This window comes from Shewanella aestuarii (genome assembly GCF_014647215.1).
Taxonomy (GTDB): domain Bacteria; phylum Pseudomonadota; class Gammaproteobacteria; order Enterobacterales; family Shewanellaceae; genus Shewanella; species Shewanella aestuarii.
Genome location: NZ_BMOT01000014.1, coordinates 42556 through 63773, shown reverse-complemented (window position 1 = coordinate 63773; position 21218 = coordinate 42556). Strand labels below are relative to the sequence as shown.

18 protein-coding genes and 3 tRNA genes are annotated in these 21218 nt (G+C 41.4%); 6 read left to right on the top strand and 15 right to left on the bottom strand.

The window, feature by feature from the left end:
• Positions 1 to 277 precede the first annotated feature (277 nt).
• Entirely contained in the window at positions 278 to 1645 is a 1368-nt protein-coding gene (locus IEY03_RS16055; RefSeq protein WP_188843547.1) for a methyltransferase, read from the bottom strand.
• A 114-nt stretch (positions 1646 to 1759) separates the two neighbouring features.
• Here IEY03_RS16055 and IEY03_RS16050 point away from each other — a divergent pair, with 114 nt between their 5' ends.
• Positions 1760 to 1984: a DUF1289 domain-containing protein gene (locus IEY03_RS16050; protein WP_188843545.1), complete on the top strand. Its 225-nt coding sequence runs from the start codon at positions 1760 to 1762 to the stop codon at positions 1982 to 1984.
• A 34-nt stretch (positions 1985 to 2018) separates the two neighbouring features.
• Positions 2019 to 2234, top strand: a complete 216-nt coding sequence (locus IEY03_RS16045; RefSeq protein WP_188843543.1) for a TIGR02450 family Trp-rich protein — start codon at positions 2019 to 2021, stop codon at positions 2232 to 2234.
• 124 nt (positions 2235 to 2358) lie between these two features.
• Here IEY03_RS16045 and IEY03_RS16040 read toward each other — a convergent pair whose 3' ends face one another.
• Both IEY03_RS16040 and IEY03_RS16035 read right to left on the bottom strand, forming a co-directional pair.
• Positions 2359 to 2712, bottom strand: coding sequence for a YajD family HNH nuclease (locus IEY03_RS16040; RefSeq protein WP_188843541.1), 354 nt, complete (start codon positions 2710 to 2712; stop codon positions 2359 to 2361).
• A gap of 97 nt (positions 2713 to 2809) precedes the next feature.
• Positions 2810 to 4777, bottom strand: coding sequence for a BCCT family transporter (locus tag IEY03_RS16035; RefSeq protein ID WP_188843539.1), 1968 nt, complete (start codon positions 4775 to 4777; stop codon positions 2810 to 2812).
• A 428-nt stretch (positions 4778 to 5205) separates the two neighbouring features.
• On the opposite strand from IEY03_RS16035, the gene IEY03_RS16030 reads away from it, so the two are divergent.
• The gene (locus IEY03_RS16030; protein ID WP_188843537.1) at positions 5206 to 6369 is read left to right on the top strand and encodes a glycerate kinase; all 1164 of its coding nucleotides are present in this window, start codon (positions 5206 to 5208) and stop codon (positions 6367 to 6369) included.
• A 146-nt stretch (positions 6370 to 6515) separates the two neighbouring features.
• Entirely contained in the window at positions 6516 to 8156 is a 1641-nt protein-coding gene (gene panP, locus IEY03_RS16025) for a pyridoxal-dependent aspartate 1-decarboxylase PanP (protein WP_188843535.1), read from the top strand.
• Positions 8157 to 8735: 579 nt separating this feature from the next.
• Here panP and IEY03_RS16020 read toward each other — a convergent pair.
• The 7 genes from IEY03_RS16020 to IEY03_RS15990 form a co-directional block, all read right to left on the bottom strand.
• Positions 8736 to 8821, bottom strand: a tRNA-Leu gene (locus IEY03_RS16020).
• A gap of 50 nt (positions 8822 to 8871) precedes the next feature.
• Positions 8872 to 8945 (bottom strand) — tRNA-Cys (locus IEY03_RS16015).
• Positions 8946 to 8963: 18 nt separating this feature from the next.
• A tRNA-Gly gene (locus tag IEY03_RS16010) sits at positions 8964 to 9039 on the bottom strand.
• Between the two features lie 158 nt (positions 9040 to 9197).
• The gene (gene pgsA / locus IEY03_RS16005) at positions 9198 to 9746 is read right to left on the bottom strand and encodes a CDP-diacylglycerol--glycerol-3-phosphate 3-phosphatidyltransferase (protein ID WP_188843533.1); all 549 of its coding nucleotides are present in this window, start codon (positions 9744 to 9746) and stop codon (positions 9198 to 9200) included.
• Between the two features lie 44 nt (positions 9747 to 9790).
• The gene (uvrC, locus tag IEY03_RS16000) at positions 9791 to 11623 is read right to left on the bottom strand and encodes an excinuclease ABC subunit UvrC (protein WP_188843532.1); all 1833 of its coding nucleotides are present in this window, start codon (positions 11621 to 11623) and stop codon (positions 9791 to 9793) included.
• A gap of 73 nt (positions 11624 to 11696) precedes the next feature.
• The gene (gene uvrY, locus IEY03_RS15995) at positions 11697 to 12341 is read right to left on the bottom strand and encodes a UvrY/SirA/GacA family response regulator transcription factor (RefSeq protein WP_188843530.1); all 645 of its coding nucleotides are present in this window, start codon (positions 12339 to 12341) and stop codon (positions 11697 to 11699) included.
• A 193-nt stretch (positions 12342 to 12534) separates the two neighbouring features.
• The gene (locus tag IEY03_RS15990; RefSeq protein WP_188843566.1) at positions 12535 to 12954 is read right to left on the bottom strand and encodes a secondary thiamine-phosphate synthase enzyme YjbQ; all 420 of its coding nucleotides are present in this window, start codon (positions 12952 to 12954) and stop codon (positions 12535 to 12537) included.
• 220 nt (positions 12955 to 13174) lie between these two features.
• Between IEY03_RS15990 and IEY03_RS15985 the strand changes: the two genes are divergently transcribed.
• Positions 13175 to 13912 (top strand): substrate-binding periplasmic protein, encoded by a 738-nt coding sequence (locus IEY03_RS15985; RefSeq protein ID WP_229778367.1) that lies wholly within the window; start codon positions 13175 to 13177, stop codon positions 13910 to 13912.
• 145 nt (positions 13913 to 14057) lie between these two features.
• Here IEY03_RS15985 and IEY03_RS15980 read toward each other — a convergent pair whose 3' ends face one another.
• From IEY03_RS15980 to IEY03_RS15965, 5 genes are all read right to left on the bottom strand, one after another.
• Positions 14058 to 14462 (bottom strand): hypothetical protein, encoded by a 405-nt coding sequence (locus IEY03_RS15980; RefSeq protein WP_188843528.1) that lies wholly within the window; start codon positions 14460 to 14462, stop codon positions 14058 to 14060.
• A 154-nt stretch (positions 14463 to 14616) separates the two neighbouring features.
• Positions 14617 to 15648, bottom strand: a complete 1032-nt coding sequence (locus tag IEY03_RS15975) for a DUF1996 domain-containing protein (protein WP_229778366.1) — start codon at positions 15646 to 15648, stop codon at positions 14617 to 14619.
• 107 nt (positions 15649 to 15755) lie between these two features.
• Positions 15756 to 16085: a hypothetical protein gene (locus IEY03_RS17105; protein WP_229778365.1), complete on the bottom strand. Its 330-nt coding sequence runs from the start codon at positions 16083 to 16085 to the stop codon at positions 15756 to 15758.
• 491 nt (positions 16086 to 16576) lie between these two features.
• Complete coding sequence (locus tag IEY03_RS15970; RefSeq protein ID WP_188843527.1) at positions 16577 to 17200, bottom strand: 2OG-Fe(II) oxygenase; 624 nt, start codon at positions 17198 to 17200, stop codon at positions 16577 to 16579.
• Between the two features lie 429 nt (positions 17201 to 17629).
• Positions 17630 to 19402, bottom strand: a complete 1773-nt coding sequence (locus IEY03_RS15965) for a SulP family inorganic anion transporter (RefSeq protein WP_188843526.1) — start codon at positions 19400 to 19402, stop codon at positions 17630 to 17632.
• Positions 19403 to 19858: 456 nt separating this feature from the next.
• Between IEY03_RS15965 and IEY03_RS15960 the strand changes: the two genes are divergently transcribed.
• Positions 19859 to 21031 (top strand): multidrug effflux MFS transporter, encoded by a 1173-nt coding sequence (locus IEY03_RS15960; RefSeq protein WP_444544455.1) that lies wholly within the window; start codon positions 19859 to 19861, stop codon positions 21029 to 21031.
• Positions 21032 to 21218: the final 187 nt, after the last annotated feature.

The following is a 21218-nucleotide window of genomic DNA, read 5'->3' as shown; positions in this document are numbered from 1 at the left end:
TACCACTCAAACTTGGATTTAATATCCAAAATAAAAGGTCATTTAGACCTAAATGTCGTTACATTGACATCATTGTTTGGCGGTTTGATTATTGTAATTCACTATTAACCCGACATTTGAACAAGAATGGCTTAAAACTGCAATAAAAAACCGTTAAAACACGGCGGGTTTTGATATTTAATTATTCAATTGTTGTGCGTTTTGTTTTCACTAGATAACTGAATCAATCAGACTTTTCTAAAATAAAAGAGTCTAAACAAAAGCTTAATAGTAAAATTTAAACCAAATGTATTTTCTCTGCATGAATTAAGGCATTTCTTGGGGTAATTTCGGTTGAGCAAAAATCCGTCAATTTCACGTGATAATTATGCTCAATTAAGAAGCAGACTCTGTCGAGCAATAACCATTGCTCTAGCGCTTGTCTAAATAGGTGTCTGACAAGATCAATTCGTTGGGTCAGCTTTTGTCGTTTACGTCCTTGATGAAGATAGTCGTCATAAATCACATCGTCTGGCAACACTAGCTGTTTTTCAGTTGCGGCCCAAAGGCAAAAATCTTCAAAACTGCCACTTAACTGGCTTTGCTTTATGGTCGGTACAGGTAAGTATTCATCGCACTGACGCACAGTCCGCTGCAAACAATCAAAACCTAAGCGCCACATGACTTCCTGTTTGCGTAACGCATTTTGCCTTTGGCTAGCAATCACGCTTTGTTGTAATGGCAGTTGTAGATCATGGCGTGACAGCTGCAAACCAGCCGCGATTGCGCTAGCTGAAAGTGGTTGATAATAATGGCTTTGGATCAAATGGTAACAGCAGGGAGAAATGGACAGTTTTTCGGTACTCACCTCACTGGCTAAGCGAAGTAATCGCACATGTAAGTCACCACAGGCATGCAAGGCTACGGCATGTTGAGCCTGCTTAATCGGCGAAGGGCTATCATCTTGGGTTAAGTCGGCAAACGCATCTGCACACACAAATTGCTGCGCGAGTTGCCACTTATAGGCAAAAGCTTGACCTTGCTGACACAGCGCTTGCTGCCACTCTAAACTGGTCACGTTTCGATGTTGAGTTTTGGCAATTAATCGGCCTAAATGGCCTTTGCCTGCACACCATTCAAGCACAGGAGTTTTACTGTCATCATGGTTAAATACCTGCGCCGTAAAGGCAGTAATTTGTTGCCACTTACGCCCCTTGATGTGAGCACTAAAATGGCTTAAGCCAGTATCATTTATAGGTAATTCAGTTTTCACAGCAAGATGTTGATTCATCTTAGCGCCAAGCAGAGGCAACAAATGAGCGATGTTAGACTCAGGTAACGCCTGCATATCTTGCTCAAGCGATGGCAGTAATGCCGCCAACAAACGCTGCGAGTCATTATCGAGTGCATCGATATCTTCATCCGCTATTTGAGCCACTGTGTTAGCCAGAATAGGAAAGCGCTGCTGCCAAGGAAATTGATCACTATCAAAGGCTACAACTTGCCATAAGCCTTTGGTCGCGTTGAGTAAATTTGATAATTGGCTCAGGCGTTGTTCATACGCAGCTTGAGAATGAGAGTGTTGTTCTGACTCGCCAGCTTGCGCTAAAGCAGCATTTGTATTTAAAGGTTTACTGGGCGCAGTAACCTGATTCTGTTCAGCCATGATGAAATAAAACACTCTCAATTGAATAAGCGTAATTGTAACAGCTCAATTTTAAACATGATAATATTGAGCCAATAACTCGATGATCTACGTATAACAAATAGGTAAATGTAAATGCACTCCCCTTGTGTTGCCCGATGTGGCTTAAATGAAGATGATTATTGCATGGGCTGCTATCGCCATATTGATGAAATTGTCGTGTGGTCATCCGCCAGTGACGAGCAGAAAAAACATATTTGGGATCAGCTTGAAGCCCGTAAAGCGCAATTTTCCGATAGCGAAAATTGCCAGACATTGTCTAGAGCTAAATGGCTTGAGGCGGAAAAAAGGCTTATTTAATATAAGTTATCACCAGCAATACTTAGGTGTATCGATGAATAAAATTAATCTAGCCAAGTTACTCAACAGTAAGTGGACTGCAGTAAAACCCACCTATAAAGAGAAACACTTTTTGGTCACTGACATTGAGTTTGATGAAAATAATGTGGTGATTAACTGTGAGATAGAAGCAATAATGTCGAAACGCATTACGGCAATAGACTGGCAACAATTAACCGATAGCCAGCTGTGGATTCAAGGCTGGAAATAACTCACTTTATGCCAAAGTATTGATGTCTACTGTATCCGCTTTTGACACCATAATCAAAGACACTAAACACACTTCAACCGCAGCAATAACTTGTGTTGAAGTGTGGATAATAACCCAATAAATGCTATTTTTTCATCATAGCTTTAAGATCGGCAAACGGATTATAGGTTGCGGCATCTTGCTTAGTTTCTGTGGTGCTACCATAACGGATTAACTCTTCAAAACGCGAGTGCTCATTATCGTGACAATACAAACACAATAGCTCCCAGTTAGTGCCATCCGACGGGTTGTTATCATGATTATGATCTCGATGATGCACGGTTAATTCACTCAAGTTTTTATGGGTAAACTCGCGAGTACAGCGGCCGCAAACCCAAGGGTATAGCTTAAGCGCCTGTTCACGATAACCCGTTTCACGTTTGGCTTTATACTCTCTTGCTTCTGCCAATACTTTATCTAATTTGCTCTCGCCAGCCATGTTTACTCTAACCTCACACCAAAAAATTACCCCAAGGATAATAAGGCTTATCGCTTGGGGCAATGAATTTGTTTGCCTAATGCACAAATGCGCATTATTAGTCGACAAGTTCCGCATGTGATAAATGCAAATAATGCAGATATCGCTCATATTGGGTCACAATATCTGCTTTGATTTGATCTTGGGTATATCCCATCACATCGTACTGCTGACCGCCGTGCTCTAAAAACACCTCAACACGATAATATGCCTGCTCAGAATCGATATTGTCTTCAGTGGTACCTGTTACCGTAAACGCACGTAATCTCAGGCCATAGACAAAAGATAATGGGTCGTCAGGCCCAATAACCAAGCGCACTCGCTCATCTTTAAAAATGATATCGGCTAGCTGGCCTTTTTTGATTAACGTCTCCCGTACTTCTCTTAGTGCGGGTTGCGCTATGGTATCAATAAAGGTTTGTGCATCTTCTCGAGTCGGCATCGACACTAAAACATCAAGCCTATCTTGCCAGGTCATATTGGCTTTTACATATTGCACGCTGGTATTGTGTGATTGAACACTGTTAATTTTCAGCCAATCATCTTTTAACGCTTTATACAGCCCGGCGCACATTAATAACATCACAAGTAAAAATGGCATGGCACTGGCTATTGCTGCGGTTTGCAGTGCCTGTAATCCACCAGCTACCAATAACACCGATGCCACAACACCTTGTAATACAGCCCAAAATATCCGCTGCCACACTGGGGCATTGTTATCGCCACCTGAGGTGAGATTATCAATGACTAATGAACCTGAATCAGATGACGTCACAAAGAATGTCACCACCAAACACACTGCGATAACAGACAGTACGGTCGAGAATGGCATATGCTCAAAGAACTTAAATAAGGCAACCGAGACATCGCTCGATACAGCTTCTGATAAATAAGTCGCGCCGTGATTTGCAATTGCATCGATTGCGGTATTGCCAAATACCGTCATCCATAAGAAAGTGATGGCAGAGGGAACAAACAATACTCCGATTAAGAATTCACGGATCGTTCTACCACGACTAACACGTGCAATAAAGGTACCCACAAATGGTGACCATGAAATCCACCAGCCCCAATACAGCAAGGTCCAGCCACCAATCCAATCATCTTTTTGCTCATAGGCATACAGATTAAAGGTCTTTCCAACGATATCACTTAAATATCCACCGGTATTTTGCACAAAGGATTGCAGCAACATCACCGTCGGCCCAAGTAATAGCACAGATAACATCAGTAAAAATGCCAAGCCGAGGTTTAATTCGCTTAAGCGCTTCACGCCCTTATCTAAACCTGAAAAAACCGATAAGGTGGCAATAGCGGTAATAATAACAATCAACACCACCTGCACTGTGGTGTTGTTAGGTAGGCCATCGATAAGATAGCTCAGTCCTGAGTTTATCTGCAGCACGCCAAAACCTAATGAGGTTGCCACGCCAAACATGGTGCCCAATACCGCAAAAGTATCTACTGCATGGCCTATTGGACCATAAATTCTCTCACCGATCAGTGGGTATAACGCTGAACGCGGCAGTAAGGGTAATTTATGTCGATACGAGAAATAGGCCAATGATAACGCCACAACGGCATAAATTGCCCAAGCATGGATCCCCCAGTGGAAAAAGGTGATCTTTAATGCCTCTTTCGCCGCTTGAATTGATTCTGGTGTTGCATCCGGTGGCGCCAAATAATGCATTACCGGCTCTGCCACGCCAAAAAACATCAGTCCAATACCCATACCGGCTGAAAACAGCATGGCTATCCAACTTTTATAACTATAATCGGGCACCGCATGTTCAGGCCCCAATTTGATGTCGCCAAAGCGGCTCATCATCACAAAAATGATAAACACTAAAAAAATTGCAACGCCTAATATATACATCCAGCCCGCTTTCACTTCTAACCAGTGCTGAACTGATTTGAAGAATTGGCTAGCTTCTGTCGGCACTATGGCACATAACAAAACCATGGAAGCGATAAGAATAACTGAAGAGAAAAATACTGGCGGGTTGATACTTGTCTTAATAGACATAATGTCTCCCATAAAAACAACAAGGTGTGCTTAATCAAACGAGTCGTTTTATTCAATTTAACGAGTAATGTTAATTAAAAAAGCACAAAAATTAGCGGGTTATACTAGCATAAATTGGCAGCTTTAGGGGCAAAGCATGGGGATTAATTTTATCCAAAGCCTGCGATCAAAGACTGTAAACTTTTTCAACAGCTGATATTGCCAACAAAACCCCCATTTAAATGCTTTAATCGTCCACATATACAATTTGTGAAAAGGCTCATAAACTGCATTCCTGATTTATCAATCAAACAGCATTTTTATGTTCCAACTCATTAATGAGCATTATAGAGCACAAACCATAGTCAGCTTATTACAAGGCGTTACTGCTATGATTGTCGTTTATCGTCTTAGTCTAGTGTTATTGTCAATCAGCATTGAGAACCCATATGAAAATTGTTATCGCCCCCGATTCTTTTAAAGAAAGTTTATCCGCTATGGAAGTTGCTGAAGCTATTGAACAAGGGTTTAAACAAGTGTTTCCTGATGCTGAGTATCGCAAAGTCCCCATGGCCGATGGCGGTGAGGGTACTGTCCAAGCTATGGTCGATGCAACTGATGGCAAGATAATTCATTTAAATGTTCAAGGGCCTTTGGGCAATATAGTCCCTGCCTTTTATGGCATTTTAGGTGTTGCACACAATGGTCATAAGACAGCCGTTATCGAAATGGCAGCGGCTTCGGGGTTGCACTTAGTTGCGCGTAATCAACGCAACCCGCTCATAACCTGCTCCTATGGTACGGGAGAGCTAATCAAAGATGCATTAAACCGTGGGATCAGGCACATCATTATCGGGTTAGGCGGCAGCGCCACTAATGATGCAGGGGCTGGCATGCTAAAAGCCTTGGGATTTTCATTGCTTAATCATCAGGGCGAGGCAATTGATCATGGTGGCGCAGGGTTAATTGATTTAGCGACAATAGAGGATTCTCAATGTCATCCACACCTTAAAGATTGCCAATTTGATATTGCCTGCGATGTTGATAATCCCTTGTGCGGCCCTATGGGCGCTTCTGCCATTTTTGGCCCGCAAAAAGGCGCGACAGCCGAAATGGTCACCCAACTTGATGCTGCACTTAATCACTTTGCTACGATAGCTCGCCCACATTGGAACGATCACCAGATTAACAATATGTCAGGGGCTGGGGCAGCGGGTGGTATGGGCTTTGCCTTAGTGGCATTTTTAAAAGGTAAACTTAGTCCTGGGGTTGCCTTAGTGGCAAATGCGGTAGAATTAGCTGATGCATGTAAAGGCGCGGCACTGGTGATTACTGGCGAAGGCCGAATTGATGGCCAAACAATATTTGGCAAAACGCCAATGGGTGTGCTGCAAACAGCGCAGCAATACCATGTACCTGTTATAGGTATAGCGGGGAGTTTAGGTGACAATGCCAATGCCATAATCAATCAAGGAATGACAGCCATATTTGCTATTATTCCCGGCGTTGCACCATTAGAGCAGGTGTTGGCTGATGCCGCGATAAATCTTACAAACACTTCAGCCAATGTTGCCGCCTTAATAAACTTATCCTTACCATTAAAAACGCAGTAGTTAACACTTGCTCTGTGACGATAAAAACTTGAAGCAAACTAAGCCATAAAGTAAAGTTAGCCCCCTTATTTCGCCAATGAGTATAAGTTGTAATTTAAGATACACTTTACTCATTGGGGCGCTTTTTATTATTACGGCAAGCCTAAATGACCTCAAATACACCCCGTCAAGCTGATGCATCTGAGCAAAGTTTACTGCGCATTTTTACTGTGCCAGAAGACAGTAATTCAACGTTAAGCATCATTGAACAAAAGCTTTCGCAAGATCTGGCTGGTTTTTTGGGAAACAGCATTGCCGCATTAGAAAAACCCCTATCTGAAATTGAAACAGATTTTCAAGCATTTGAAATTCCTGCAGCGCCACGTTTTGTATCTGATTACACAGATGAAATCATGCAAAACTTAGTGGCTCACTCAGTGCATACCTCAGCACCAAGCTTTATTGGTCACATGACCTCAGCACTGCCCTATTTTGTATTACCCCTATCCAAAATGATGGTGGGCTTGAATCAAAATTTAGTCAAAATTGAAACATCAAAAGCCTTTACCCCGCTAGAACGCCAAGTATTAGGCATGATGCACCATTTGACCTACGGCCAAAATGACCATTTTTATCAGCAGTGGATGCACAGTGCGAATCACTCATTAGGGGCATTTTGCTCGGGTGGTACTGTGGCAAACATCACTGCGCTGTGGATAGCTCGTAATCGAGTTCTTCAAGCCGATGGCGACTTTAAAGGTGTAGGCCGAGAAGGCATGCTTAAAGCCCTACGTCATTATGGTTATGATGATTTAGCAATTTTAGTCTCTGAACGGGGCCACTATTCATTAGGTAAAGCCGCCGATTTACTCAGCATAGGCCGAGATAATATTGTCAGTATTGCTACCGATGAAAACAACAAAGTCGATGTAAATGCGATGCGTGATACTGCATTAGCGCTACAACAAAAAAACATTAAAGTGATGGCTATTGTTGGGGTTGCGGGTACAACTGAAACCGGTAGTGTTGATCCTCTCAGTGAGTTAGCCACACTCGCCGCAGAACTTGATTGCCATTTCCACGTTGATGCTGCATGGGGCGGAGCAAGTTTATTGTCGAATAAATATCGTCATTTACTTAAAGGCATTGAATTAGCCGATTCGGTGACTATCGACGCTCACAAGCAAATGTATGTGCCTATGGGTGCTGGCATGGTGTTGTTTAAAGATCCTGAATTGGCCCATACCATAGCGCACCATGCGGAATATATTTTACGTGTTGGGTCAAAAGATTTAGGCAGTCAAACCCTTGAAGGCTCTCGCCCTGGCATGGCGATGCTAGTCCACGCTTGCCTACAAATTATTGGCCGTGAAGGCTATGAAATACTGATAAATAACAGCTTAGAAAAAGCCCGTTACTTTGCCGAGTTAATTGAACAACATTCAGAGTTTGAATTAGTCACTTATCCAGAGTTGTGCTTACTCACTTATCGATATGTGCCTAACTCAGTACAGTTAAAGCTGGCTGAAGCGATTGCCAGCAACAACTTTACTCTGGTTGCCAGAATAAATGAGCTTTTAGACGGTTTAACCCAGTTCATTCAAAAGCATCAGCGTGAACAAGGTAAGTCATTCGTATCACGTACCCGTATTCGTCCTGCAAGGTATCGAAGACAGCACACAACCGTATTTAGAGTGGTGTTAGCCAACCCATTAACCAGCCACGAGATCTTGGCAGAGGTGCTAACCGAGCAAACCCAAATAGCCCAATTGGATAATGAGTTTTATCCGCAGTTAATGACGTTATAGTTACTATCGCACACACGAAAGCCTCAACAGATTGTTGAGGCTTTTTTTTGAAAAAAACTGGAAATAACAATATTCAGACATAAAAAAGCCCCGACGCAATGTCGAGGCTGGTTTATCCATCACTTGCAAGCAAGTTTAATAATGGTACCCGAAGCCAGACTTACTCTTGTAGATAAAGAGTGGCACGCCTTTTTATCAAGAGCGCGAGGGATGTTAATAATTCAGTACCTCGTAAAAAAACAAGGTGTTTTTCAGACATAAAAAAGCCCCGACGCAATGTCGAGGCTGGTTTATCCATCACTTGCAAGCAAGTTTAATAATGGTACCCGAGGCCAGACTTACTCTTGTAGATAAAGAGTGGCACGCCTTTTTTATCAAGAGCGCGAGGGATGTTAATAATACCAATCGTAATAAATAACTGATCATTCTAGCTTGTGAAAATACCTGATAACTGCGTTAGATTTTTTGATTGTAGAATAACTACTTATCAAAAAAATCTGCCTTGTTTTTTCAGACATAAAAAAGCCCCGAAGCAATGTCGAGGCTTGTTTATCCATCACTTGCAAGCAAGTTTAATAATGGTACCCGAGGCCAGACTTGAACTGGCACGCTTATTCAGCGAGGGATTTTAAATCCCTTGTGTCTACCGATTCCACCACTCGGGCAAAGTGTTGTTTTAACCGCTTTAATATCAAAGCCATTAAACGCAATTTAGTGGAGGCGCGACCCGGAGTCGAACCGAGGTCGACGGATTTGCAATCCGCAGCATAGCCATTCTGCCATCGCGCCACAATGTAAATAAGGATTTGGAGCGACATATCGGGTTCGAACCGATGACCTATACCTTGGCAAGGTATCGCTCTACCAACTGAGCTAATGTCGCGTAAATGTGATTAACTCGCTTTAAGCACCAAGGCTGTATGGCTGTTAGTCTCTTGTCTACGGGGGTGCATTTTACCGATTTCATCCCCGGTGTCAATTGCTGTTTTTATTAAAACTTATCGTTTGCGCACTAAATAATCTTATTGAAGTATTTATGTGCTATTCCGCGGTTAAATCTTTCCAAGCCGCTGAAATGTAACTTATCATCGACCAAAAAGTCAGTAAAGCGGCCACATAGAACAATACATAAGCCACATCGGTTAAGAATGGCGTGGGCTGCCAAATTAAGCCGACTATCGCAACCATTTGCGCTGCGGTTTTATATTTTCCGATCCATGACACGGCGACAACACCACGTTTACCTATCTCTGCCATCCATTCACGTAATGCAGAAATAACAATCTCACGGCCAATCATAAATAGCGCAGCTAAGGTTAAATAAATATTATCATTCTGCTGAACCAGTAGCACTAAGGCGGTAGAAACCATCACTTTATCTGCAACCGGATCTAAAAACGCACCAAAACGGGTTAGTTGGCCAAGTTTTCTTGCGGCATAGCCATCTAAAGCATCAGTTACCGCGGCTAACCAAAATACGAATGCTGCAGCAAAAGGCGCCCAAGTGTAAGGAAGATAAAAGAAAAATATAAATACTGGCAGTAGCACTAAACGAAATAGTGTTAATGCGATAGGTAAATTAAACGGCATAAATAGACCAATTATTCAGAAGCAGCGCCAATCTTGCCTTAATTTTAGCCCCCTCGCAATGAGTCATGGATCGTTTGTGCCATTTCTAAGCTAATTCCGGGTACTTTTGCCAATTCTGCTACGCTGGCATTGTTAACTTCCTGCAATCCACCTAAATGTTGCAACAAAGCTTTACGTCTTTTAGGGCCAATGCCATCAATCGACTCTAAGGTTGAGGTATTGCGCGTTTTCTGACGTTTATTACGATGCCCGGTAATAGCAAAACGATGTGACTCGTCTCGAATATGCAGTATTAAGTGAAATGCTGGTGAGTCACTGGCGATATTTATGGTTTCTTCAGCGCCGCCAAGCACAAAGGTTTCAAGCCCCGCTTTACGCCCTTCACCTTTCGTCACCCCAACAAGCAGTGGCTGTTTCGTTAAATGGGCACACTTGTCATCCACAATGCGCTGTGCAATCCGTAATTGACCTAATCCACCATCGATAAACAAAATATCTGGCACTTTACCGCTGTCATCAATTTTATCAAATCGACGGCTTATGGCCTGCTCCATGGCGGCATAGTCATCTCCACCGGTGATATCGGTAATATTGTAGCGACGATAATCCGCTTTATGTGGACCATCACGATTAAAGACTACGCAAGATGCAACTGTGCTTTCTCCCATGGTATGGCTGATATCAAAACATTCCATACGATTAATCGTAAAAGATAACTCAAGTGCTTCTTCTAGCAGAGTAAAACGTTGCTCAATGGTATTTTTATGCGACAGCCTAGTAGCAACCGCGTTGGTGGCATTTGTTAGGGCTAAACGTAAAAAACTGGCGCGCTCACCACGTACTTGGGTTTTAATCGAAAATTTCTTTTGTAATGCTTGTGCTATTGATGCCGCCGTGATGTCCATTCCACCAAATTCATGGCTGAGAATAACTTCTTTAGGTATGGTGCGTTGCACATCTGCATTTAAGTAAAACTGTCCCAAAAACGATGATAATACTTCATCAAGTTCAGTGGCCAGCGGCACGCTAGGATAATAGCTACGACTGCCAAAAATTTTACCATCGCGAATAAACAGCAAATGAAAACAGGCGATACCTGATGCAAAGTGAACCCCAATCACGTCCATATCGCCTTTCGCGTTTGAGACTTCTTGTTGCTCACTGACTTTACGCAATGCACTAATTTGGTCGCGATATTGCGCGGCCTGTTCATAGGCCATGTTAATGGCTGCTTGCTCCATTTTATCCACTAATGTACTAATAACTTGCTGATCTTTACCCCGTAAAAATAGCGTTGCTAATTTAACTTGTTCTTGATAATCCTCATCCGAGACAATACCGACACAAGGTGCGCTACAGCGTGATAATTGATATTGCAAACAAGGGCGTGAACGAGATTTATAATACACATCATCACATTGGCGAATGGGAAACAATTTTTGCATCAAATTCAAACTTTCACGCACCGCCCCGCCATTAGGGTAAGGCCCGAAATAATGGCCTTTTTCACGTTTCGTACCGCGATGATATGCTAATCGAGGATGCTGATGATGACTCAATAATATGTAGGGGTAGGACTTATCATCACGCAGCAATACATTGTATTTAGGCATGTATTGCTTGATGTAGTCATTTTCAAGAATAAGTGCATCGGTTTCACTGTGGGTGACGGTAACATCAATATGGTGAATGTTGCTGACCAATGCTTGGGTTTTCACATTGGGTAAATTTGAACGAAAATACGACGTTAAACGTTTTTTAAGATCTTTTGCTTTACCCACATAAATCACTTCATTTTGTTTATCATACATACGATAAACACCTGGCGCTGAAGTGACTGTTTTTAGAAATGATTTGGCTTGAAACGCTTCAGTCATAATGATTTACAGTGTGACGAAAATTGATTTAACCCCATCAAGCAATAATGCAACATCATGGGGTAAAACTTGATTAAAATGATCCTGTGTCGAGCATTTTGTAACGAATCGCTAAACGGGTTAATTCCACATCACCGTTAATCCCTAATTTGGCAAATAGGCGGTAACGATAGCTATTGACGGTTTTAGGGCTTAAATTGAGCTTATCTGAAATGTCATTCACTTTTTCACCATTGGTGATCATCATCATGATCTGCAGCTCACGTTCAGACAAATTGCTAAAAGGATTCTCATCAGAACTGTTAAATTGACTTAACGCCATCTGCTGGGCAATTTCAGGTGAAAGGTAGCGTTGGCCACGTGAAACTTGACTTATGGCTCTAATAACCTCAGGCGATGTTGAACCTTTAGTTAAATAACCCGACGCGCCAGCTTGCATCACTTTCGTTGGAAATGGGTCTTCTGTTTGTACTGTTAGCACAATGATTTTCGCATCGGGTTGATAGCGTAAAATCTTACGAGTAGCCTCTAAGCCACCCATTCCAGGCATATTCATATCCATTAAAATAACATCAGCTTCATTATGACGAGACCACTGTACAGCAGTTTCACCATCATGGGCTTCACCAACAACTTTAATACCGCGTTCATCTTCTAAAAGGCGACGGATCCCAGTGCGAACTAATTCGTGATCATCTACTAAATATACTGAAATCAACTTCAACCACCCTTTTTATTATTAGCCATTCATCCTGAATTAATAGGCTTTTTTATTTCTAAATCATCAACATAAAAAACACATTGTGCTTTTGTTATGCCTAAGGAGTAAATTTATCACTAATCGTTTCACTCACACAAGCAAGACAAGCTCGATCTTCGAAATAAAAAGCCGATTTACACCCTAGTTATCGTCATTGGCCATTTATCGTCACTATAATAGTGCGTTCAAAGGCTTTATCGCGATGTTCACATAAATAAATACCCTGCCAGGTTCCCAGATTAAGGCGACCATGACTAATAGGTATGGTTAATTCAGCCCCGATTATTGTCGATTTTAGGTGCGCAGGCATATCATCTGAGCCTTCATAGGTATGCTGATAATAAGCGGCATTTTCAGGCACCATGACATTGAAATGTCGCTCAAAATCGCCTCGTACTGTGGGATCTGCATTTTCATTTAACGTTAACGAAGCCGATGTATGCTGAATAAAAAAGTGGGCTAAACCAATCTCAAGCGTTTTCAATTCAGGTAGCTGCTGCAGTAACTCTTTATCAATAAGGTGAAAACCTCGTTTTTTAGCTGATAGCTGAATGCGCTTTTGGAACCACATATTTTTCTCGCCTTGGATATTCAATGCAACAATCACAATATTATCTAGCACGATGGTCTGGGTATCAACCAGCCTCAAATAGATTCAAATTGTAAAGTCGCTTATCAGTGCTAATCTAGAGTATTTATCCACCAACCTTTATGCTACATTTTGGTTACACAAACAATAATCCCAAACTAGCCATATGATGAATCGACTGTTGTTAAGTTTACTTTTTTTTATGTCTATTGCTGTCAATGCACAGCCAAATAAGCCGGTAGTTAAAGTCGCTGGGTACCCCTTTTCTCCCTATGTCACTCAATTGAGTGATGGGCGTTATACTGGTTTGTCTATCGATTTAGTCAATGCGCTTAATGGTATTCAATCACAAGTGCAATTTGAGTTTGTGGCAACCAGCATAACCAATCGTTATAAAGCCTATGAAATGAAACGCTATGACATGATGCTGTTTGAAAGCCCGGTATGGGGTTGGAGCAATATTAGACATGAATTTGTGCCATTAAATATTCATGATGGTGAGTTATTTATTTCATTAAAAGATAAAGCGATAGACCAAGCTTATTTTGAGGACTTTAGCGGTAAAGCGCTCAGCTTAGTCAAAGGCTATCACTACAAATTTGCTGATTGGCAAGCTGAACCACAACAGTTAAAAACTCAATTCGATATTCAATTTGTGAACTCTAACGAAGCGTCGATCATCAGTATATTACGCGGCAGAGCAGAAATCGCTCCGGTAACTTGGTCTTATTTGCAGTTTTATTTATCGCAATATCCAGAAATTTCGCCGCAACTACTGGTATCAACAAAATGGGACCAACAATATCATCATGGTATTTTGTTAAATCCTAATGCACCAATCAGTAAGCAAGAGTTATCTGAGTGGGTAGGTTTACTTAAAAAACAACAAATACTCACCCGTTTAGCAGCGCATTATGGGTTAGAGATCATAGCCAATTAAGTTCTGTCGCCGTTACCTACAACCAATAAAGTTAAAGATGCTTAGATGATTGAAAATTCATTGTAAAATTAATCTTTATAGCGTGTTTGTAACCATAAAAAAACGCACCCATGGAGTGCGTTTTTTATGCCAAAAACAAAAGCCATTACATGGTAGCCATTGCCCAATAATCTAAACGCTTTTGAGGTTCATAAACGACTGTTTTACATAAATCTTTATATTGCCCCATTAAAGCCCCCAAATTAGTTGACCCACCTAACTTGGCTTTTTGTTTGTCTTTTTCTACTGCTATATCGGTTACCACTTGAGCCGCTGGGCGATATTTTTCGGCTAATGTTGTCGCATCCAACGCTGACACTTTTAATCGTTCGCCAACGGCCTGCATCTGTGGAGCATTCATCGCACCAATGGCTTCTGAAGCAATTTGGTAATAAGCTGCACACTGAATAACTTCATTTGTAAAAGCCGCTTCTGCAGCATCTTGAGCATTAACACTCTGGCTAAAACACACGAATGAAGCAGCTAAAATCCACGTTTTTCTTATACTCATTTCCAGTCCTATTCAATGTATTACATCCAAATATTCAATGAAGTTAATCATAAACCTGAATAAAACAAAAGGTAAGCACTTAATTAAACATCGAAATTGTACCTGCTTCATCCACATTAATTGTCACATCAAAGAAAACACGGGTAACAGGCAGTTAAAAACCTAAGCCAGCATTGATGATCTGGGGCTCAAATTGACTACCAGGACGCGTTCCCGAAAGCCGAAAACCATTTGCGAGATTACCATCATGACAATCCAACCCCTGTTTAATACAGTTATCTAATAATGCCTGCATAGCTTGAGGATGCCATGCATTAAACCAATCACCATGCAATGACATACCACCAGCTTGTTCGGCGGTGCTGTACATATCTGACGCAAGTTTCCAGCCTCGACTACTTTGAGTTTGCGGTTCAAACACATCAGGCTTAACACCAAATGCATAGTGATAACTTGGGCGAACAATTGGGACGGGGTGACTTGCTGGACAATAACTGCCATTCGGCCCACCTTCATTGACGGGGTATGTCATATGACTTTTGTGATCAAAAGAGTCCAAATCAATACCATTCCAACAACTCGGAAAAAAGATATCTAGCCGTACTCTATCGGGAGCTAAACACTCAGGAATACTGCTACTGAAACGCGGGTTGCTACTATCATCAGAACCCCATGACTGACAATGCCAGCGTACTATCGATGTGTCCTGTTCTTGGCCTGGTTGTGACATAGCATTCCCCGCAATAATTCTAAGCCCGACAGGAATGGTTTGGATCGATTCCAAATCATCGACTCCAGCTGAATAATAAAAAATCTCATGCGCCTCATCATCGTTTCCTACGACTGCTGGCACAACTTTCCAAGCAGGCTCGCCTTGCGAGTCAATCAACCTATCACCATTTGTAGGATCATAAGATGGCGCAAGTAAAGCAGGCAACCAATAGGAAGATAGGTTTAATTTATTTCCCTGGCAACTAGACTCACCTTGCATAAATAATGATGCCGCCGTACTGGTGTGGTCGGTTAAGGTATTGCCATAAAAACGATGCAAATGTGCGGCATTTTCTTGCAAAGGAAATACAATTGGATCGTTATAACTTGAATGAGCAAAATCACAGTTAATTCTGAAGATACCTCGCCAACTATTGGGTTCTGCCCTGTCAGGATGAATTGATGTTTTAATCAAATCAGAATGAGTTTCGATACCTTCAACAGAAGTAAATAAAGGTAAAACTGTCCAGTTATAAACAACTTGAGAGCCTAGATTTCCTGCTGAATCAAGCGCGCCAATACTCAGCTGATGGCACCTTCATCTAATGGCATCAGAGACAGTGGACTCTGGCAATCATTGATCACCTGCTCATCAAGCAGACAATCATAGGCTTGCGCGCCCTCTGCAGTAAATGTGAACACCGCATAAGGGTCGTGTGTTTGACTCTCTGGCGTTTGTGTTAAGAGGATATTCAATGATGAAGCTGCTGTATCAGAGCTACCATTTTGATTATTATTTTCTGTCACAGCAATAATGCCATCACTGCTGCCACTGTCACACCCCGTCATACAGGCAAAGCATAAGATGCTTAGAAGCAATGACGCGCGCTGTTTACTCATATCAATATACATATTTTTATCCTTTAAGTTGAAGAGCTAATTCAAGCGACGACATCGAAAATCATGCTGTACTATGGATAGCGTACACAGTGCAAAACTGGTTATGTTTTCGATAGTTGATACAGCTGCTAACTGGTTTACTCGCTGAGCGGGTTAGCCGTTAGTATTCAGTCACTGACAATCAGTATAAAGAGCGCTAGGTAAACGGGTGTTACGAGAAGGTAAAGTAAGGTAAAGAGGTTAATTTTAGTCAATGACAAAGTGTCAATCGACAAGCCTTTTAGCACGCTAACCAAATATGCTTTGAGACTTTTACGGGACGGGTTTAAACGAGCCTAAAACGAATTATCTCTTATCAATAGCACTTTAGTGCGAGGAGCACTGTGTGGAGTTTATGTTGAGTGAGAAAATGAACGGGTAATTGCGATGTTTTGTATCGCGAAGGGTCAGTAAAGTAAAAACGCCACAAGGGTGGCGTTTAATTAACAGTAAATTAGTCGATACTAGAAACCATGATTGGCATGGCTAACCCTAAACCAGCCAGCAATACTGTTACGGGTTTTTAATGTAGGTAATACTTCATGGGGAAAACGTTCACTCAAAAATATCGCTAAGGTGCCCATTTGAGGTTGAACTGTCTCTAAAGCAACATCACATTCATCATATATAACCAACTGACCACCGTCTTCTAGTTGCCATAATGGATTTAAAAAGAACACCGTTGTTAAGATACGATTTTGGCTACCTTTTAATGCATCAACGTGCTTTTTATAATGCGCTCCAGGCTCGTAAACCGCATAATGACTTTCATAATCAAATAGTCCCATAAATAGACGTCGATTAATGCCATCTTTAAGCTGTTCCATAATAGATAAGTATTCCCTATCTGTATGATCTTGCTTATCAAGCCAACTAATTTTATCCGAGCGGATCTCAGTATTAATTTGCTGCTCTATCCCACGACCAATAGCCGCAGATTTAAAATCAATATCATGCGAAGCCTGCATTTTTTCAAGCAAGGCTAAGCTGACATAATCAGGAATGATATCTGATAAAAGAATGTACCCTTTATCGACTAACGCATCTGCGATCACATCCAGCACTGCTTCACTTACTTGCGAAACCATACATGCTACATCCAAAGAGACGACGCTTTTACTTTACTTTAGGACTCAAATAGTGATTTTGAATCTGAATTTCGAGGAGGCGTAGTGTTGCTAAATAAATAAGAGAAATATCGATTATCTCTCAACCTTCCCAATGAGATTTACAACTCATTTAGTAAGCGAATATTAGTGCAACAACGACCGGATGACAACTAATATTAAACCTCTATAAATCATAAACTTAAGCTAGCCATTCTCTATGAATATATAATCAATCGACGCGTAGAGATATTAAACAAAAAGGCTTATTAAGAAAAAACCTTCTTTATATTGTAAGTACCAGCAACCTCAAGCGTTTTTATTCAACAGTGCTAGCCTCTTAGCCAGCAATGAAGTTATTCCAAAAAACGAAAGACCCCATTTACGTTAATGGTTAAATCTGACTATAGCTTAAATCTGACTATGGCTTAGTACCTGCTGTTTTTGTTCCTGTTTACCTTGATCTGTTTCTTCCGCATCTTGCATGTGAAGAACATCATCTGCCGCTTGTTTGCTTTGATTCATTTTTAAGGCTAAATACAAATCTGAACGAATATAAATCCCTGAATCACCCGATTTCATTCCAGCCTGTTCAAACCAAGACAATAGTTGCCGTTTACGACCTGCCAGTTCCAATCTAATTCCGCGCTTTTTAAAGATGACATCGACATCCGCGAGCATTGCCATAACGCTTAAATCTAAATGAGTAAAACAAGGTACGGCATCAATAATCACACAGTTTATATCGCCTTTTTGCTTGGCATATTGCTCAAATAAACGACGTTTAAAGTAGCCCGAATTGAAATACGTCAGTGGCGAATTAAACCGATAGATGAAAATTCCCGCTACAGGTTTAGCTTTATCACTACTGTCTAGGCTTCGGATAATACCTTTCGAATCGACCCCAAGCACTTGATCGGTTGGACGCATAACGGTGCGGATAAACTGGAATAAACCCAGTAAAACCGCCAAGGTAATGCCTGGAATAACGCCGATGAATAACACGGCAAATAAGGTTGTTAACGCTAAATAAAAGGCTTGTCTGTCTCTGAATCTGAGTTGCCAAACGGCTTTTAAATCTAATAAATGAACCGATGCTATCACTAACACAACACCTAATGCCGCACTTGGAATAAACTCAAGTGGCGCAGTTAAGAAAATGGCGATGACTGCAATAATGGCCGCGGCAACAATTGAAACTAACTGGGTTTTCCCGCCGTTAGCATCGTTGACGGCGGTGCGAGAATCGGCACCACTCACAGCAAAACCTTGAGACAAAGCTGATGCGATATTGGCAATACCTAATGCCCTGAACTCTTTGTCGGCATCGATGTCATAACCATTTTTAGCAGCAAAACTGCGCGCGGTTAGCATCATGCTCACAAAGCTGACAACCGCTAAGTTAAGCGCAGGCATCACCAACTCACGTATTATACCAACACTAAACTCTGGCGTTTGAAACAAAGGCAAACCACCAGCGACGGAACCAATTGTTTTTACGTCAAATTGCTCTAAATTAAACACCCAAACTAAAATGGCCCCAAAGGCTATGGCAAACATTGAGGCAGGCCAACTCGGTTTAAGTCGTTTCATGCCAAAATAAACGCCGACGGTTAAAATCGCCATCAACAATGTCGGGATATGCGTTTTCGATAAATATGTCGGTGCCCCACCTAATCGCTCAAGTAGATAACGTTCATCAAATGTAAAACCGAATATTTTTGAAAATTGACCGACAATAATGGTAATGGCAACACCATTTAATAATCCCATTAAAATGGGTTTTGATAAAAAATCGGCTAATACACCTAACTTAAATCGGCTGGCAATTAAACACCAAAAGCCCGTCATGGCTGTCATGGTCATCACTAATTGCCAGTGTTTGACACTATCACCTGCAGCAAGAGGGGTCACTACGGCGGCGATGACCGCACAGGTTGCGGCATCAGGGCCGACTATTAGCTGCTTAGAGGTACCAAATAACGCATAGACCATCATTGGCAGCACACATGAGTACAAGCCAACTGCAGCATTAACACCCGTTAACTGTGCATACGCAATCGCCACAGGAAGTGCCACCGCTGCAACAGACAGCGCCGCCTTCATATCATCGGCAAACCACTTGCGCTCATAATTAACGAGGGTATTTAAACCGGGCATAAACTCATACAAACGTGACAACACAGCACTTTCCTTGTCAACAAAGCCAAAAAGGTATCATAGGTTTTTATTAAAAAAATTACAGCCACTCAAATGTAATATTTTTGCAATATTAACGATAAATCATTAAATTCAGTTTAGTGTCATTCTAATGAATGACGTGAATACTCCCCACCAAATAAAAAGTGAAATCATCAATTAGCAGTCAATCGATACAAAAGGGTATCATTTCTTCCCCCTAGCAAAGTGTTAATCTTGATTTACAGGTGAAACAATTGCCTGCATCGATGAGAAAAATTGATACTTTTGATTACAAAATCTCAAATCAACAAACCCGATTGCGTGTTAGACTAAGCCGATAAAATGCTTGGCCGTTTCTCGTTTGTTTTCCTACAACGGATTATCACATTTTTCAGCTTTGAGGTTTTTGTGTCTCGTTCTCAAAATATAACGCCACAAAGTGCATTTCCGCACTTAGCCATGTTGATCCCGATGCTAGCAGCCATTGTTGCCATCACCCCTTTAGCTATTGATATGTATTTACCGGCAATGTCGACACTGGCTAAGAGTTTTGGTACTGATGTCACCATGGTGCAGCAATCGTTAAGTATTTACTTAGCGGGTTATGCCTTGGGAATGCTAACGTTTGGACCGATTGCTGACAAAATTGGCAGAAGACCACTCGTGATCATCGGTTTAATTGGTTTTAGTGTAGTGAGTTTATTGCTGGCACTTACACAGACCATTGAACAATTTCTTGTACTGCGTTTTTTACAGGCGTTTATTGGTGCAGCTGCTACGGTCGTTGTTCCGGGGTACATCAAAGAAATTTACGGTGAAAATACCGCTAAAGGCATGTCTTACGTCAGTTTAATTATGATGTTAGCACCTCTTATTGCCCCTACCATTGGCAGCTTTATATTAGAACTTGGCGATTGGCATTTAATCTTTTTTGTATTGAGCTTTTATGCTGCCTTGCTGTTAGTGCTTATACTGCTAAAACTAAAAATGCCCAGTGACACAGACAAACTTCAACGTAGTCAAAAGTCATTTTTTAGATCCTACTACACGGTATTTTCACGCCAAGGGGTAAAACTGCATATTGCGAGTGGTGTATTAACTTCTTTTGCTTTTTTCTGTTATCTCACAGCTTCACCTTTTATCTACATGGAAGTGTTTGGATTAGATAAATCACTGTTTGCCATCTTATTTAGCTCCAACGTTGGCGCACTAATGTTAGCCAACATAGTTAACTCACGCATTGTCAGTCGTTATGGCTCTAAACGTATGCTGCATGCAGGTACTTTTTTTGCCACCCTGGCGGCCATCGGATTAGTGTTAGTTAATGTGTTTGATTTAAGTTATCACTTTACCGTGATGATGCTTATCCCACTCATGGGGGCGTTAGGGATAATGTCAGTTAATGCCGATGCGATTGTACTCATGAAGTTTAAGCAGGAGACAGGCACAGCAACAGCGGTCATTGGCACACTTAGATTTGGTTTTGGTGCCACTGCTGGGCCATTATTAGCCTACTTTTATACTGGAACCGCAGTGCCATTTGCCAGTTTAATGCTTTTTGCGATTGTTATAGTGGCGTTGTGTCAAACATTGCAAAACTATCAAAGTAAGTCGCATACCTTTACGGACTAATGTTAAAACAATCAGTATTATTGTTTATAACCAAGCCATTACATAAAAGTAATGGCTTTTTTTATGACAAAAAAAACCTATACGTTGTCACTTGGTCGGCTTAAATCGCCTTAGATTGCAATTTCTTTAGATTAAATATGAATTATTTTCAAATAGTTTAAAAAAATAAATAAAAGACTTGCAGTAA

Coding starts and splice junctions, on each gene's coding strand:
- IEY03_RS16040 (WP_188843541.1), bottom strand. CDS start 2,712: ATGGCTGGCGAGAGCAAATTAGATAAAGTATTGGCAGAAGCAAGAGAG.
- IEY03_RS17105 (WP_229778365.1), bottom strand. CDS start 16,085: ATGTATATTGATATGAGTAAACAGCGCGCGTCATTGCTTCTAAGCATC.
- IEY03_RS15980 (WP_188843528.1), bottom strand. CDS start 14,462: ATGAGTATAAGAAAAACGTGGATTTTAGCTGCTTCATTCGTGTGTTTT.
- pgsA (WP_188843533.1), bottom strand. CDS start 9,746: ATGCCGTTTAATTTACCTATCGCATTAACACTATTTCGTTTAGTGCTA.
- IEY03_RS16035 (WP_188843539.1), bottom strand. CDS start 4,777: ATGTCTATTAAGACAAGTATCAACCCGCCAGTATTTTTCTCTTCAGTT.
- IEY03_RS15970 (WP_188843527.1), bottom strand. CDS start 17,200: ATGGTTTCGCAAGTAAGTGAAGCAGTGCTGGATGTGATCGCAGATGCG.
- IEY03_RS16030 (WP_188843537.1), top strand. CDS start 5,206: ATGAAAATTGTTATCGCCCCCGATTCTTTTAAAGAAAGTTTATCCGCT.
- uvrC (WP_188843532.1), bottom strand. CDS start 11,623: ATGACTGAAGCGTTTCAAGCCAAATCATTTCTAAAAACAGTCACTTCA.
- panP (WP_188843535.1), top strand. CDS start 6,516: ATGACCTCAAATACACCCCGTCAAGCTGATGCATCTGAGCAAAGTTTA.
- IEY03_RS16055 (WP_188843547.1), bottom strand. CDS start 1,645: ATGGCTGAACAGAATCAGGTTACTGCGCCCAGTAAACCTTTAAATACA.
- IEY03_RS16050 (WP_188843545.1), top strand. CDS start 1,760: ATGCACTCCCCTTGTGTTGCCCGATGTGGCTTAAATGAAGATGATTAT.
- IEY03_RS15990 (WP_188843566.1), bottom strand. CDS start 12,954: ATGTGGTTCCAAAAGCGCATTCAGCTATCAGCTAAAAAACGAGGTTTT.
- IEY03_RS15960 (WP_444544455.1), top strand. CDS start 19,859: ATGTTGATCCCGATGCTAGCAGCCATTGTTGCCATCACCCCTTTAGCT.
- IEY03_RS15985 (WP_229778367.1), top strand. CDS start 13,175: ATGTCTATTGCTGTCAATGCACAGCCAAATAAGCCGGTAGTTAAAGTC.
- IEY03_RS16045 (WP_188843543.1), top strand. CDS start 2,019: ATGAATAAAATTAATCTAGCCAAGTTACTCAACAGTAAGTGGACTGCA.